This window comes from Streptococcus oralis, assembly GCF_021497945.1.
Taxonomy (GTDB): domain Bacteria; phylum Bacillota; class Bacilli; order Lactobacillales; family Streptococcaceae; genus Streptococcus; species Streptococcus oralis_BR.
This window is the reverse complement of sequence record NZ_CP046524.1, coordinates 859,942-874,543: the sequence shown is the minus strand read 5'-3', so window position 1 is coordinate 874,543 and position 14,602 is coordinate 859,942. Positions and strand designations below refer to the sequence as shown.

General features: G+C 43.1%; 13 protein-coding genes. All 13 read right to left on the bottom strand.

The window, feature by feature from the left end; all coding sequences use genetic code 11:
* Positions 1–5: 5 nt before the first annotated feature.
* The 13 genes from leuD to recN all read right to left on the bottom strand — a co-directional run bounded on the left by leuD (position 6) and on the right by recN (position 14,598).
* Entirely contained in the window at positions 6–599 is a 594-nt protein-coding gene (gene leuD / locus GOM47_RS04525) for a 3-isopropylmalate dehydratase small subunit (protein ID WP_235081192.1), read from the bottom strand.
* 9 nt (positions 600–608) lie between these two features.
* On the bottom strand, positions 609–1,991 hold the full coding sequence (gene leuC, locus GOM47_RS04520; RefSeq protein ID WP_235081191.1) for a 3-isopropylmalate dehydratase large subunit: 1,383 nt from the start codon (positions 1,989–1,991) through the stop codon (positions 609–611).
* A gap of 3 nt (positions 1,992–1,994) precedes the next feature.
* Positions 1,995–2,264, bottom strand: coding sequence for a DUF1294 domain-containing protein (locus GOM47_RS04515; protein ID WP_000700089.1), 270 nt, complete (start codon positions 2,262–2,264; stop codon positions 1,995–1,997).
* Positions 2,261–3,298: a 3-isopropylmalate dehydrogenase gene (leuB, locus tag GOM47_RS04510; RefSeq protein ID WP_235081190.1), complete on the bottom strand. Its 1,038-nt coding sequence runs from the start codon at positions 3,296–3,298 to the stop codon at positions 2,261–2,263. The genes GOM47_RS04515 and leuB overlap by 4 nt, the downstream gene beginning before the upstream one ends.
* 11 nt (positions 3,299–3,309) lie before the next feature.
* The gene (locus GOM47_RS04505; protein WP_235081189.1) at positions 3,310–4,872 is read right to left on the bottom strand and encodes a 2-isopropylmalate synthase; all 1,563 of its coding nucleotides are present in this window, start codon (positions 4,870–4,872) and stop codon (positions 3,310–3,312) included.
* Positions 4,873–5,186: 314 nt separating this feature from the next.
* Positions 5,187–5,843, bottom strand: coding sequence for an MmcQ/YjbR family DNA-binding protein (locus tag GOM47_RS04500; protein ID WP_235081188.1), 657 nt, complete (start codon positions 5,841–5,843; stop codon positions 5,187–5,189).
* 43 nt (positions 5,844–5,886) lie between these two features.
* Positions 5,887–6,519, bottom strand: a complete 633-nt coding sequence (locus GOM47_RS04495; protein ID WP_235081187.1) for a copper homeostasis protein CutC — start codon at positions 6,517–6,519, stop codon at positions 5,887–5,889.
* A gap of 93 nt (positions 6,520–6,612) precedes the next feature.
* Positions 6,613–6,972 (bottom strand): YbaN family protein, encoded by a 360-nt coding sequence (locus GOM47_RS04490; RefSeq protein WP_001220359.1) that lies wholly within the window; start codon positions 6,970–6,972, stop codon positions 6,613–6,615.
* 106 nt (positions 6,973–7,078) lie between these two features.
* Positions 7,079–9,166 (bottom strand): type I DNA topoisomerase, encoded by a 2,088-nt coding sequence (gene topA / locus GOM47_RS04485; RefSeq protein WP_235081186.1) that lies wholly within the window; start codon positions 9,164–9,166, stop codon positions 7,079–7,081.
* A gap of 117 nt (positions 9,167–9,283) precedes the next feature.
* Positions 9,284–10,132, bottom strand: coding sequence for a DNA-processing protein DprA (gene dprA / locus GOM47_RS04480; RefSeq protein WP_235081185.1), 849 nt, complete (start codon positions 10,130–10,132; stop codon positions 9,284–9,286).
* A 167-nt stretch (positions 10,133–10,299) separates the two neighbouring features.
* Positions 10,300–12,123 (bottom strand): translation elongation factor 4, encoded by a 1,824-nt coding sequence (gene lepA, locus GOM47_RS04475; protein ID WP_235081184.1) that lies wholly within the window; start codon positions 12,121–12,123, stop codon positions 10,300–10,302.
* A gap of 78 nt (positions 12,124–12,201) precedes the next feature.
* Complete coding sequence (locus tag GOM47_RS04470) at positions 12,202–12,930, bottom strand: metallophosphoesterase family protein (protein WP_235081183.1); 729 nt, start codon at positions 12,928–12,930, stop codon at positions 12,202–12,204.
* Positions 12,931–14,598: a DNA repair protein RecN gene (gene recN, locus GOM47_RS04465; protein WP_235081182.1), complete on the bottom strand. Its 1,668-nt coding sequence runs from the start codon at positions 14,596–14,598 to the stop codon at positions 12,931–12,933.
* Positions 14,599–14,602: the final 4 nt, after the last annotated feature.

Here is a 14,602-nt window from a genome sequence, read left to right as displayed (position 1 = left end):
TTATTCTATTCCTGCCAATAGGCTGGTCGTTGTTTTTCATAGGCAGCAATCAAGTCTTCATACTGCAAAGTAATTCCGATATCATCCAAACCATTTAAAAGCTTGTGTTTCCACTCACTATCAATTTCGAAAGAGAATTCTCCAACTGGTGAGATGATTTTTTGTTGTTCCAAGTCCACAGTTACCTGGTCACTTGGTTTGAGCTGGGCTAGTTTCTCTCTAACCTCCCTAGGCTGAACAATTGGTAACATGCCATTATTGAGTTCATTATTGTAATGAATGTCACCGAAAGATCCTGCAATCACGACCTTAAAACCATAATCTGCTAATGCCCAAGCTGCGTGTTCCCTCGAAGAACCCGCCCCAAAGTTATCCCCTGAGATAAGAATACTGGCTTTACGATATTCTGGTCGGTTAAAAACAAAGTCTGGATCCTCAGTATACTTGTCGTCCAAATAACGCCAAGCATACATGAGGTACTTACCAAAGCCTTTCTTATCAATCAACTTGAGAAACTGCTTGGGAAGGATTTGGTCAGTATCAATGTTATCATTCATGAGAGGAACAGTCGTTCCCGTATAAACTGTAAATTTCTCCATATCCCCTCCTTACTGGGCCTCTGGCATTTTCCGAACATCTACGAAGCGCCCTGCGATAGCCGCTGCAGCTGCCATGGCTGGACTGCAGAGATGGGTCTTAGCACCAAATCCCTGTCTATCTTCAAAATTGCGGTTACTGGTTGAAGCACAATGGACGCCATCAGGTACCTTATCGGGATTCATCCCTAGACACATGGAGCAACCTGGGTCTCTCCACTCAAAACCAGCATCCAAAAAGACCTTGTCCAAGCCCAACTTCTCAGCGGCTCGTTTCACAGGACGAGAGCCCGGAACTACAATTGCTGTTAGATTGGGAGCAATTTTCTTCCCTTTGACAAATCGCGCAGCCAGTTGCAAATCACTGAGACGAGCATTGGTACAAGACCCGATAAAGATATAACCTAGTTCAATATCTGCTGGCTTTTGACCTGGTTCCAAATTCATGTAATTGTAGGCTCGCTCATCATTCATATCCTTAATTTCTGGGAAGCTACTGTCAAAGTCAACCCCCATAGCAGGATTAGTTCCCCAGGTCACCATGGGTGCCAAGTCAGAGACATCCATCCGGATAACCTTATCATAAACAGCATCCTCATCGCTGACAAGGGTCTTCCAGTCAGCAACTGCCTTCTCGAAATCCTCTGGAACACATTCTCGTCCTTTGAGATAGTCATAGGTAGTCTGATCCGGATTCATAATTCCCATCTTAGAACCAAACTCGATGGACATGTTGCAGATAGTCATTCTCTCTTCCATGGTCAGTGCATCAATTGCTTGCCCACGATATTCCACCACATAGCCTACACCACAAGCAACGCCATACTTGGCAATCAAGGCTAAAATGTAATCCTTAGAATAAACTCCTTTTTGAGGAACACCTGTGAATTCTACCAGCATTTTCTTGGGTTTGACCTGCCAGAGTGTCTGTGTAGCAAAGACATGCTCGACCTCACTGGTCCCAATTCCAAAAGCGATAGCTCCGAAAGCTCCGTGAGTAGCTGTATGGCTGTCTCCACAGACGATGAATTTTCCTGGTTGGGTCCGTCCTGTTTCTGGACCAACCATGTGAACGATTCCCTGCTTTTCAGAACCGTGGGCAGCATGTTCAATCCCAAACTCCTCAACATTTTCAGCAAGCTTATCAATTTGAGCCTTAGAAATGACATCTCGAATATCGTAGATATTAACGGTCGGAACATTATGATCAAAAGTTCCAAATGTCAAGTCTGGCCGTCTCAATCTACGACCTGCGTCTCGCAGTCCTTGAAAAGCTTGGGGACTGGTCACTTCATGAATATAGTGCTGATCCACATACATGAGTTGGGGCTGCCCCTCTTCTCCTGTGATGACATGACGGTCCCATAATTTATCAAAAATTGATTTTCCTGCCATCCATTACCTCCAAATGAAATATAGGGCTACTAGTGTGGTTACCATTCCAAGGAACCAAACCGTTTTAAAATACCATTTTCTAGTCTTGTGGTGAAAGGTGATTCCTGCCAACCAGGCACCGAAACCACCACAAGTAAAGGCTAAAATGAGTAAGATTTTCTCTGGGACGCGCCAAGCACCTCTTCTTGCCTTGGATTTGTCAATGCCATAAATCAAGAAAATCAGCAAATTCCAAATCAAGAGGGCAAGCGTGATTCCTTCATTTATCTTCATAATCTTTCAATGATGGCTTCTGTCATTTCCTTAGTCGAAGCCTGTCCTCCAATATCTCTTGTTAAAATGCCAGCCGCTAAACTAGCTTCAACAGCACGCTCGATACGCTCTGCATCCTCATAACGTCCAAAACTGTCTCTCAACATCATAGCAACTGACAAAATCATAGAGATAGGATTGGCAATTCCTTGACCTGCAATATCAGGCGCTGAACCGTGAATAGGCTCATAAAGACTTGGCCCCTTTTCAGAATGACTGGCTGATGGCATAACACCAAGAGTGCCTGATAGAACGCTTGATTCATCAGATAAGATATCTCCGAAAAGATTCTCTGTCACGATGACATCAAACTTGGCAGGATTGGTAATCATGAGCATGGCAGCTGAGTCCACCAACTGGTGCTCCAAGGTTACATCTGGAAAATCTTGCGCAACCTCCTCAGCTACTCTGCGCCAGAGTTTTGAAGTCGCTAGAACATTTTGCTTATCGATACTAGTAACGATTTTTCTGCGACTTCCTGCGATTTCAAAGGCCTTACGAATAATCCGCACTACTTCCTCATAGCTGTAGTCGTTGATATCACGCGCTTTCCGCTCTTCAAGGATATGATCTCCAAAGTAGATACCACCTGTCAACTCACGTACCACGACAAAGTCTACACCAGCAATTCGTTCCGGTTTGAGAGGTGACAAATGTTTGAGACTTTCAAAAATCTTAACTGGGCGAATGTTGGCATAAAGATTGAGTTCCTTACGGAGCGCCAGCAGTCCTTGTTCAGGCCGAATCGCTGCCCCATCATACTGGGTACTACCGATAGCTGCTAGGAGAATAGCATCTGCTTCTCTACATGCCTTGAGAGTCTCATCAAGTAAGGGATGCCCCGCAGCATCAATCCCAGCACCACCAAAAGGTCGCCTATCTATCTCATAGTCAAAGTCCGTTTTTTTAGCTAGGGCCTCCAGAACTTCCAAACCAGCTTCCATGATTTCTGGACCGATTCCGTCTCCTGCTAGGGTCACTATTTTCTTTGTCATAGCTTTCTCCTTTACACACTAGGCATATCGCGATAGGAAACGCTACGCCCCATCTCACCTGCATTCTCTTTTTGAACAAAGGTATTGGCATTGATGTAGGCAATAGCCGAAGCCTTCAGTACATCGAAATCAAGCCCTGCTGCGTTAAAGATGGTCTCTGTATCTCTGTTTTCAACAGTGACCAAGACCCGAGCCTGGGCATCAATGCCATCCGTCACCGCATCGATAGTGTAGGACACCAAGCGAACAGATTGATTGAAGAACTTGTCGATGGCGTTGAAGATAGCCTCAACAGAACCTTGTCCTGTCGCATTAAACTCAACCTTCTCACCATCCATATTAGCAAGGCTGACAAGCGCTTCAATGGCTTTATCCGCATGGGTTTGAAGTTGTAAATCATCAAAGTGGAATCCTTCTGGGTTTTCAACCATGATTCCAGCGACCAGCGCACGAATATCTGCATCTGTGATTTCTTGCTTTTTGTCTGCCAACGCCTTGAATTTAGCAAAGAGTGGTTTGATATCTTCTTCAGTAAAGTCTAGGGCCAAATCTCTTAATTTTTCAACAAAAGCATGGCGACCTGACAATTTTCCAAGCGGAAGGCTATTGCTCTTCACACCAACCAATTCAGGTGTGATAATCTCATAGGTGAGAGGGTTTTTTAGAACTCCATCTTGGTGAATACCAGACTCGTGAGAGAAGGCATTTCCACCGACCACCGCCTTGTTTTTAGGAACTGGTATACCTGAGAAGCGAGAAACCATTTCTGACGTATTGATGGTTTCGTTTAGGACAATGCTTGTCTCAGCTTGGTAGTAATCTTGGCGAATATTGAGCGCAACTGCAATTTCTTCCAAAGCTGCATTGCCAGCTCGCTCCCCGATACCATTGATGGTCCCTTCGACTCGTCCTGCACCATTCTTAACAGCAGCAAGGCTATTAGCCACTGCCATTCCGAGGTCATCGTGACAGTGAGGTGAATAGATAATCTGACGATTCGTCTTGACATTCTCAATCAAGTGTTTGAAAATAGCTCCGTACTCTTCTGGCGTGGTAAATCCAACCGTGTCAGGGATATTGATATAAGACGCACCTGCATCAACTGCTGTTTGAACGACTTGCAAGAGGAAATCCAACTCTGTCCTAGTCGCATCTTCTGGAGAAAATTCGACGATTTCAAACTTAGAACGAGCATAAGAAACATGCTCACTGATTGCTTCCAAAATCTCTTCCTTGCTCTTATTGAGCTTATACTTGCGGTGAATCGGACTGGTCGCGATAAAGACGTGAACCTGAGGATACTTGGCATCCTTGAGCGCCTCATAACAAGCATCTATATCAGACTTGACCGAACGTGCCAAACCTGTCACCGCTGTTTTTTTCAAGACTTTAGCAATCTCCTGAACTGCTGTAAATGAGTCTGGGCTCGCCGCCGGAAAACCAGCTTCGATAGCCGAAATCCCCCATTTTTCCAGCTGTCTTGCAATAGCGACCTTTTCCTTAATAGAAAAATTAACACCTGGTGTCTGCTCACCATCACGGAGACTGGTATCTAGAAACTCAACTCTACGCATGAGAATTCTCCCTTCAAAATTTCAGTATAGAAAAAACATCTCGCTCGGAAACCCAAGCGAGATGTTGATTTACTCCCGCTTGGTAAGCCAAACAGGACTAATGCTTCTGCACTAGCCCGAGTACCTCAACAACAAAGCAAATTGATTAAACTTAGCTGTTTTCATGTTTGACTTTCTCCTTCGTTTGATGTCTTGTTAAGTATTTTAGCATAGGAAAAATCTCTTGTCAAGAAAAAATCCAATATTTTCTGAAAATTTCTTCAGTAAAGAATATTTCGCTAATTGAAAGTATTTGAAAACTCAAGTAACTTTCCTTATTTTTTCCCAGTTAAGTTCCAACTACTTTCGATGAGTTCTAACACTTCTTCATCTTGCAAACTATCATCAAGCGCCAGACTAATCCAGTAGCGTTTATTCATATGAAAGGCTGGGTAAATCCCCTTTTGTGAAAGCAAATCAGCTACTTGGTCGTGTTTGATATTGACTGCTTCGACTAGCCCTTCTCTGCCCTTTTCCAGCTTATCCCATGGGATTCTCATCATAACAGCATACCACTTCTTATTTCCTTCATGGCGCAATACTGCCGTATTAGGGGATTTCTCCCAAAGATATTCCAGCTGATTGCCATAATTTTCCTGAACCTGATCCATGATTCGCTTAGTCTGAGGACAGATAAAATCCTGTACATCAAAGCAAGCCTTCCGAATCTGGTAAAGAATCTCCAAACAAGCCTCACGGACACTTCCGACAAAAGTCCCTCTCATGCTTTCCATATGGACTTGAGGATAGAGATCACCCGTTTCCTGGTCAAAGACCTGAAAACTCACATTATCTGCTGTGATGGACACAGTCATGGCAAAGTCTCCTTCCAAAATCTGGCACCTGTAGCTCCAGACTCCCCCATTTTCTACAAAACCATAAGTACTGGCTTTTTCTTGATTTAACTGATAGGATTTAAAAATTTCAAACATAAGTGAAAACTGCTACCGAAAGCTAGCAGTTCCTTTCTATTTTTTAAAAGACAACCTTGGTTCCATGAAGTTGTGTCACACCCAGTTGATCGATAAAGGTTTGACGGTTGTCAAGGTCAATCCCCCCACCTGGTAGAATTTCAATTTTACCTTTAGCATGTTCCAAAATTCTTTGATAGTGAGCAAAACGTTTGTCTAGCGAGTCCCCAGACACTCCAGCACGAGTCAAGATACGAGTGACACCAGCTTGACTGAGCCAGTCAATGGCTTCCAACTGATCTTCATCGCTTAATTCATCAAAGGCCATGTGAAAGACAATTTCCATTCCTTTGGATGCTGCAATCAGCTTCTCAAGATTAGCCTTATCCAACTTCTTATCGGCAGTTAATGCCCCAAAAACAACCCCTTGACTTCCAGCCTGAGCAGTCAAACGAATATCTTCTAGCATGATCGCGATTTCTATATCATTATAGACAAAGTCGCGACCACGGGGACGAATCATGGTCATAATGGTGCTATCATAGTTAGCTGCCAGTTCAACAGCTGCCTTAGTCACTCCATAGCTTGGTGTTGTCCCACCAACTGCTAGATTATCACAAAGTTCGATTCGACGAGCTCCAGCCTGCATTGCTTTTTCAAGCAAGGTCACATTTTCAGCACAAAATTCGTAAATCATTTGATTCTCCTTGATGTTTTCTTTGAATTTATTATATCATATTATTTTAAATATGCTTTCATTTTTATCAAGGCAAATAACTACTATTTTTATCTATTCTTTGTCAGGAATGACTTTAAAGAGATAGTAGGTGATAAAGATGGTCAGGGCTCCCAAACCGATTTTAACAGGCAAAAGAGGGGCAAAATAAATAGAAATTCCCATCAAGATATAGATAGATACGATGATTTTTTTCTTTCGTTCTCGCGCTATTGACTTGGTTTCCCGAAAGTCAGCTACATAGGTCTGATAAAGCTTTGTATGATAAAGCCAGTCTTCAAAACGCTTAGAGGATTTTGAAAAGCAAGCGATAGACAGCAAAAGAAAGGGAGTTGTTGGTAAGAGGGGCAAGACAACCCCAACAAGAGCCAAGGCTAAAGAAATAAAACCAATACTTAGGTAAATAATACGCATGTCTTCTCCTAATTGAAATAATCTTCTACTAGTTTCCCACAAAGTGAGGAAATTTGTCAAGCTTCAAGTAAAAAGAGCCTGAAATTTATTTTCAGGACACTTCGTTTTATTTAATTTTCTCTTCTTCGTAGTCGCCATTACTACACACAATCTGTTTGCCACCACCACGGACTTTCTTCTCCATAAGGAAGTGACCACATTTTGGACAATCACGTCCAACTGGTTTATCCCAAGAGGTAAATTCACATTCTGGGTAGCGATTGCAACCATAGAAGATTCGATTGCGCTTGGTTTTGCGTTCGATGATTTGTCCTTGATGGCAACTTGGACACTCGACACCAATCTCCTTAACAATCGCTTGTGTATGACGGCAATCTGGGAAATTGCTACAAGCATAGAATTTACCAAAACGTCCTAGCTTAATCACCATTGGACTACCACAGACCTCACAGTCAAATCCAGCTGGCTCATCTTTGATCTGGATTTTTTCCATTTCCTCTTCAGCCTTGGCTACTTCTTTGGAGAATGGTTTATAAAATTCGTCAATAACACGTTGCCACTGCTCTTTTCCAACTTCGACATCATCCAGTTTTCCTTCCATTTCAGCTGTAAAGGTTACGTTTACGATGTCTGGAAAATATTCAACGATGAGCTTGTTAACAATTTCTCCCAATTCTGTTGGTTCAAAGCGTTTAGCAGCTAGACGAACGTAGTAACGTTTCTGGATAGTTTCAATGGTTGGAGCGTAGGTTGACGGACGTCCAACACCGTTTTCTTCCAAGGTCTTGATAAGCGTCGCTTCCGAATAGCGAGCTGGCGGTTGAGTGAAATGTTGTTCTGGCTTGCTATTGACCTGTTTGACCACATCTCCTACTGCCATATCTGGCAACATCTTGTTCTTGTCAGAGTCATTGTAAATAGCAAGATAACCATCAAACTTAACTTGGCTTCCATTTGCCGCAAACTGAACGCCATTTTGAGAGAGCTTAACAGCCATGGTATCAAAGATAGCGCCTGTCATCTGGCTGGCCACAAAACGGTTCCAGATAAGGGTATAAAGCTTGAGCTGGTCTTTGTCCAAGTACTTAGCGATGCTTTCAGGTGTGTTAAAGACACTAGATGGACGAATGGCTTCGTGAGCATCCTGAGCACCTGAGGCATTCTTGACCCTACTACCATGCTTGGAATACTTTCTACCAAAACGGTCGTTAATGTAGCTTGCCGCTTCGTTCTGAGCCACAGGACTGATACGAGTCGAGTCTGTACGCATATAGGTAATCAAACCTTGCACGCCTGATCCGATATTGATCCCTTCATAGAGCTGTTGGGCTACCATCATAGTCTTTCGAGTACGGAAATTGATTTTGTTAGCTGCATCCATTTGCATGGTTGAAGTCGTATACGGTAGGGGCGCATTGCGTTTGCGTTCTTTCTTATCTACCTGGTCTACTGTGAAATCTTTACTAGTCAAATGGGACAAGACTTCTTTGACTTCTTCGTTGGTGGTCAATTTCATCTTTTTGCCATTCATGCCATAGAATGAAGCCTGAAATTGCTTGGTTCCCTTCTTAAAGACACCATCAATTGTCCAGTATTCTTCTGGTTGGAAGGCATTGATTTCATTTTCACGGTCAATGATGAGCTTAAGGGCAACCGACTGCACCCGCCCTGCTGATAAGCCCTTCTTGACCTTTTTCCACAAAATAGGCGAAATCGAATACCCTACCAAGCGGTCTAAGACACGACGAGCTTGTTGGGCGTCGACCAAGTCCATATCAATCTTGCGAGGTTCTTTAAAGGCATTTTTTACTGCGTCTTTGGTAATTTCATTAAAGACTACACGGTTGGCATCATTCTCATCCAAGTTGAGAATGTGAGCCAAATGCCAGGAAATTGCTTCTCCTTCACGGTCCGGGTCACTCGCCAGAAAGACTTTATTGGCCTTTTTAGCTTCTTTTTTCAGATCATTGATGAGAGGACCTTTCCCTCTGATATTGATATATTGCGGTTCATAGTTATTTTCAATATCGACTGACATACTGGATTTCTTCAAATCACGGATATGCCCAACACTGGCTAAAACCTTGTAGTTTCTGCCTAAATATTTCTCAATCGTTTTCGCCTTGGCAGGCGACTCCACGATGACTAGATTTTTCTTAACTGTTGATTTTTTCTTCTTTGTTGCCGTAGCCACACTATCACACCTTTTCAAAGTAATAAACTTTATAAAGTGTAAACCATTTTTCTATAGCTGTCAAGACTTAACTCCTATAGTATAGAAGAAAAGTTTATCTGAGTGAACAATTTTTCCTTAAAATTCAAACTCAGCCAACACATCTTGACCGCTGGTGACCAGTTTTGCTCCCTCTTGGATTAGGTGATGACAGCCATCTGAATGGCCATCTAAAATGTTCCCTGGAATGGCAAAGACATCACGCCCTTCCTCCATAGCACGCTCACAGGTAATGAGACTCCCTGAACGCATTCTTGCCTCTGCTACAATGACCCCTCGACATAGTCCTGCTATGATTCGATTACGAGCTGGAAAGTGAAATTTCAAGGGTTCTTCACCAGGTCCGTACTCGCTAAGTACCAAATGGTGATTGCCAATGTGTTCCTGCAAACGTTTATTGGCTCGGGGATAAAAAACATCCAATCCTGTTCCAATGACAGCAATTGTTCTTCCTCCATTCTGGAGTGCAGCCATATGGGCGGCTGTATCAATTCCTTTAGCCAAGCCACTGACCACGATCAACTCGTTTCCCAGACCTTGGATGACTCTCTGAACCGACTTTGCACCCTGACTAGAACATGAACGGCTCCCTACAACAGCAACCTTTGGAAATTTCAATAAGTCTAGATTTCCCTTATAAAACAAAAGCGCTGGAGCATCATAAATCTCACTCAGATCCCAAGGATAACAGTCGTCAAGAATAGAAAAGGATGGAAATTTCTGAAACTCCTTCTCCAACTGCGCATCATCTATCTGGAAATAGCGTTCCATAAAAACCGCTGGATTACGGAACCTAGATATTTCCGCAATATCACCTAGCAAGAGCTCCTGATCTACAGTCTCGTCATATTCAAGAACAGTTAAAATTTGTTGATTGGTCAGCCCAGCTTTTCTCAATTTGTAAATCTCATAGTTTGTAATCTTCATATACAACTCCGTTTCTTTTGCTACTCATCTATCTATTCGTAAAAATCATAAAAAGAAGAGCTGATAATCTGATTTTTTCATTTATTCAACTTTCGTATGTGATAGCTTGGTTCGTCAAAAACACAACAAAACTCTTGAAGATTTCTCAAGAGTTTTGTTTTATATTTCTATTCTTCATCCATGCTTAAGACGCTGAGGAAGGCTTCTTGTGGAACTTCTACTGATCCGATAGCCTTCATGCGTTTCTTACCAGCTTTTTGTTTTTCAAGGAGTTTGCGTTTACGAGAAACGTCACCACCATAACACTTGGCAAGTACGTTCTTACGAAGGGCCTTGATATCGGTACGAGCCACAATCTTGTGCCCAATAGCTGCTTGAATCGGCACTTCAAATTGTTGACGAGGGATGATTTTCTTGAGCTTATCAACGATGAGTTTCCCACGTTCGTAGGCAAAGTCCTTATGAACGATAAAGCTGAGGGCGTCCACCTTATCACCATTGAGAAGGATGTCCATTTTGACCAGCTTAGATGGACGGTACTCTGACAATTCGTAGTCAAAGCTTGCATAACCACGTGTCGAAGACTTGAGTTTATCAAAAAAGTCAAAGACGATTTCAGCAAGCGGAATTTGATAGATGACATTGACACGATTATCATCAATATAGTCCATGGTTACAAAGTCCCCACGTTTGCGCTGAGCTAGTTCCATAACTGCTCCGACAAACTCCTGCGGTACCATGATTTGCGCTTTAACATAAGGTTCTTCAATGGTCGCGATCTTAGTTGGGTCTGGGAACTCAGAGGGGTTAGACACATCCATAGACTCACCGTCAGTTTGGTTAACCTTATAGATAACAGATGGAGCTGTCATGATGAGGTCAATGTTGAACTCACGTTCTAAACGCTCTTGGATAACATCCATATGGAGAAGCCCAAGGAATCCACAACGGAAACCGAATCCCAGCGCCTGCGATGTTTCTGGCTCAAACTGCAAGCTAGCATCATTCAGTTGCAATTTTTCTAGGGCTTCACGTAGATCATTGTACTTGTTTGACTCGATTGGGTAAAGTCCTGCAAAGACCATAGGATTCATCTGCTTGTATCCATCTAGCGGTTCTGCGGCAGGATTGCTTGCTAGGGTCACTGTATCACCCACACGGGTATCTTGAACCGTCTTGATAGAAGCCGCAATATAACCAACGTCACCAGTCGCAAGGAAATCACGACCAACTGCTTTGGGTGTAAAAATACCGACTTCCGTAACATCAAAGGTCTTGCCATTGCTCATGAGCTGAATCTTATCCCCAGGTTTAACCACCCCATCCATGACACGCACTTGGAGGATAACCCCACGGTAAGCATCGTAAACAGAGTCAAAAATCAGGGCTTTGAGCGGAGCCGTCACATCACCTGTTGGCGCTGGCACTTTTTCTACGATTTGCTCAAGGATTTCTTCGATACCAATACCAGCCTTAGCAGAAGCCAATACTGCTTCGCTGGCATCCAAACCAATGACATCTTCAATTTCTGTACGCACGCGCTCAGGATCTGCAGCTGGAAGGTCAATCTTGTTAATGACTGGCATGATTTCCAAATCATTGTCCAGAGCTAGATAAACGTTGGCAAGGGTTTGAGCTTCAATCCCTTGAGCCGCATCAACCACCAAAATAGCACCCTCACAGGCAGCTAGCGAACGTGAAACTTCATAGGTGAAGTCTACGTGTCCTGGTGTGTCAATCAAGTGGAAAATATAAGTTTCCCCATCTTTTGCAGTGTAATTCAACTCGATGGCATTCAACTTAATGGTAATCCCACGTTCCCGTTCTAGGTCCATGCTGTCCAAAAGTTGAGCTTGCATTTCACGGCTTGAAACTGTCTCTGTCTTTTCCAAAATGCGGTCTGCTAGAGTCGATTTCCCATGGTCAATATGGGCGATAATAGAGAAGTTACGAATCTTCTCCTGTCGTTTTTTCAATTCTTCTAAATTCATGCTTCTCTTCCTTTCAGGGTATCTATTAATTATAAATTGTTTTTAACATTTTGACAAGACCATACCCTGCTAGGAGTACTAATCTTCGGCAATAAAGCCGTCATTCTCGATAAAGTGGTGTTCTGTCATTCCTTGGTCTGTAAAGACGATTCCATGCAAGACACCGCCATAAACAGCTCCCCCATCCATGCCAATCTTGTCATCCTCTGTTATCCAAAGATCAGCAGTACCTCGGTCTTGCTTGAGCAAACCATAAACTGGTGTATGCCCAAAGACAATGGTTTTTCCAGTATGATTTTCGGCTTCGTGGAATGGTTTTCTGAGCCAGACTTTCTTGTAATCTGTGGTTTCATGCCAATCATCCAAGTTCAAATCAATACCAGCATGAACAAAGATATACTTGTCTGTCTCAACAACAAAAGGCATTTGACGAATAAATTCGACCAAGTCTGCCGCTTCAGTCGCAACACGCTTGGCATCTTCTACGCCATCAACTGGTGCATCCAAGGGACGACCTAAAATTGAGTTAATAGTTGTATCTCCACCATTGCGACGATAATGGTCATAGCTTTCTTCTGGGTCATCGAGCCAAGTCAGAAACATATACTCGTGGTTTCCTGATAGACAGATAGCCCCTTGATTGTCCACCAAGTCCTTGACCATTTCTAGAACACGGCGACTATCTTCACCTCGGTCAATCAAATCCCCTAGAAAGAGCAACTGAGTTTGACCATTCCAGGTCTTGAGCAGATCTTCCAGCATACCTGCCTTCCCGTGAACATCTCCAATTACATAATAGTCTGTCATTTATTTCTTCCTCGTTTGCAATAATTCTCTCGCTTGGGTAAGGGCCGCTTCGGTTACATTTTCCCCAGCCAACATTTTAGCGACTTCCTCTACTCGCTCTTCTAAAGTCAAGAGACGAACCGTCGACACCGTTGAGTGCTCATCGCTAATCTTCTCAATAAAGAATTGATAATCCGCGATGGCAATTACTTGTGGAAGGTGAGAAATAGCAAGAACCTGACCATGCTGGCCAATCTTATGAATCTTCTGAGCAATAGCTTGGGCAACACGACCTGAAACTCCCGTATCCACCTCATCAAAGACAATACTAGTCTTGCCTTCTTTACGAGAAAAGGCGGATTTAATAGCTAGCATGAGGCGAGACAGTTCTCCTCCAGACGCCACCTTGACCAAAGGTTTAAAGTCTTCACCAGGGTTGGTTGAAATGTAAAACTCAACTGCTTCATTTCCTTCACGGCTGAACTTGCTCTTACTAAAGCGAACTTGAAATTGAGCCTTCTCCATATAAAGATCTTGCAACTCTTGTTTTATCTCAGCTTCTAGCTGCTGGGCCAAGTCATGGCGAGCAGATGCAAGCTGCCCTGCCAAATCAACAAGATTAATTTCCAATTTCTTGAGTTCTGCTTCCATGTCTTCGGAGGAAAGGTTATTTCCTGTCAAAAGATTATACTCATCCGTAATCTTGGCAAAATAAAGCAAAACATCGTCCACAGTCCCACCGTATTTACGGGTAATAGTATTCAGAAGGTCTAAGCGATTCTCAACCTGCATGAGGCGATTGCCATCAAAATCCAAGTCCTCAATAATATCTTCCAAACGCTTGGTAATATCTTCTAAAACATAGTAGGTTTCTGATAGAGAACTTGAAATTTCACGGTATTCAGGGTCGTATTCTTCAACACTTTCCATGTCATTCATGGCGGAACGGACATTTGCTAGGCTAGAAAACTCCTCATTGTCCAACATGGTGTAGGCATTTGTCAAGGTGTCTGCTATATTCTTGTAATTGAGGAGTTTATCTCGTTCTTGGTTGAGAGCCAAGTCTTCACCAGCCTGCAAGTTTGCTGCTTCAATCTCTGCCATTTGAAATTCCAACATCTCAATGCGAGACTTGTGTTCCTGCTGGTTTTTCTTGACTTCCAGAACTTGTTTACGCATTTTGCGATAGGCGTCAAAGCTTGTCTGATAGGCTTGTTTAAGTTCCAAAAATGCGGCATCACCAAACTCATCCAGCATCTGGATATGAAGTTGTGGACGCATTAACTCTTCTTGGTCATGTTGACCATGAATATCGACAAGATGTTGGCCGATTGCGCGCAAGACAGAAAGATTGACCATCTGCCCATTGACTCGACTGATGCTACGCCCGTTCTGTAAAATTTCACGACGAATGATGATTTCATCACCCAATTCTAAACCTTGCTCTTCAAAGAGTTCTTGTAAAGAACGGCTATTCTCAACAGAGAAAAGCCCTTCAATCTCCGCCTTTGGCGCACCATGACGAATAACATCTGTCGTTGCACGAGCCCCCAACATGAGATTCATAGCGTCTATAATGATAGACTTTCCGGCACCCGTTTCCCCAGTCAAAACAGTCATACCCTTTTCAAAATTGAGGGAAATCGCCTCTATAATGGCAAAGTTTTTTATCGAAATTTCAAGTAACATATAA

Coding starts and splice junctions, on each gene's coding strand:
- dprA (WP_235081185.1), bottom strand. CDS start 10,132: ATGAAGATTACAAACTATGAGATTTACAAATTGAGAAAAGCTGGGCTG.
- leuD (WP_235081192.1), bottom strand. CDS start 599: ATGGAGAAATTTACAGTTTATACGGGAACGACTGTTCCTCTCATGAAT.
- GOM47_RS04490 (WP_001220359.1), bottom strand. CDS start 6,972: ATGCGTATTATTTACCTAAGTATTGGTTTTATTTCTTTAGCCTTGGCT.
- GOM47_RS04495 (WP_235081187.1), bottom strand. CDS start 6,519: ATGATTTACGAATTTTGTGCTGAAAATGTGACCTTGCTTGAAAAAGCA.
- GOM47_RS04505 (WP_235081189.1), bottom strand. CDS start 4,872: ATGCGTAGAGTTGAGTTTCTAGATACCAGTCTCCGTGATGGTGAGCAG.
- GOM47_RS04470 (WP_235081183.1), bottom strand. CDS start 12,930: ATGACAGACTATTATGTAATTGGAGATGTTCACGGGAAGGCAGGTATG.
- leuC (WP_235081191.1), bottom strand. CDS start 1,991: ATGGCAGGAAAATCAATTTTTGATAAATTATGGGACCGTCATGTCATC.
- GOM47_RS04500 (WP_235081188.1), bottom strand. CDS start 5,843: ATGTTTGAAATTTTTAAATCCTATCAGTTAAATCAAGAAAAAGCCAGT.
- lepA (WP_235081184.1), bottom strand. CDS start 12,123: ATGAATTTAGAAGAATTGAAAAAACGACAGGAGAAGATTCGTAACTTC.
- recN (WP_235081182.1), bottom strand. CDS start 14,598: ATGTTACTTGAAATTTCGATAAAAAACTTTGCCATTATAGAGGCGATT.
- GOM47_RS04515 (WP_000700089.1), bottom strand. CDS start 2,264: ATGAAGATAAATGAAGGAATCACGCTTGCCCTCTTGATTTGGAATTTG.
- leuB (WP_235081190.1), bottom strand. CDS start 3,298: ATGACAAAGAAAATAGTGACCCTAGCAGGAGACGGAATCGGTCCAGAA.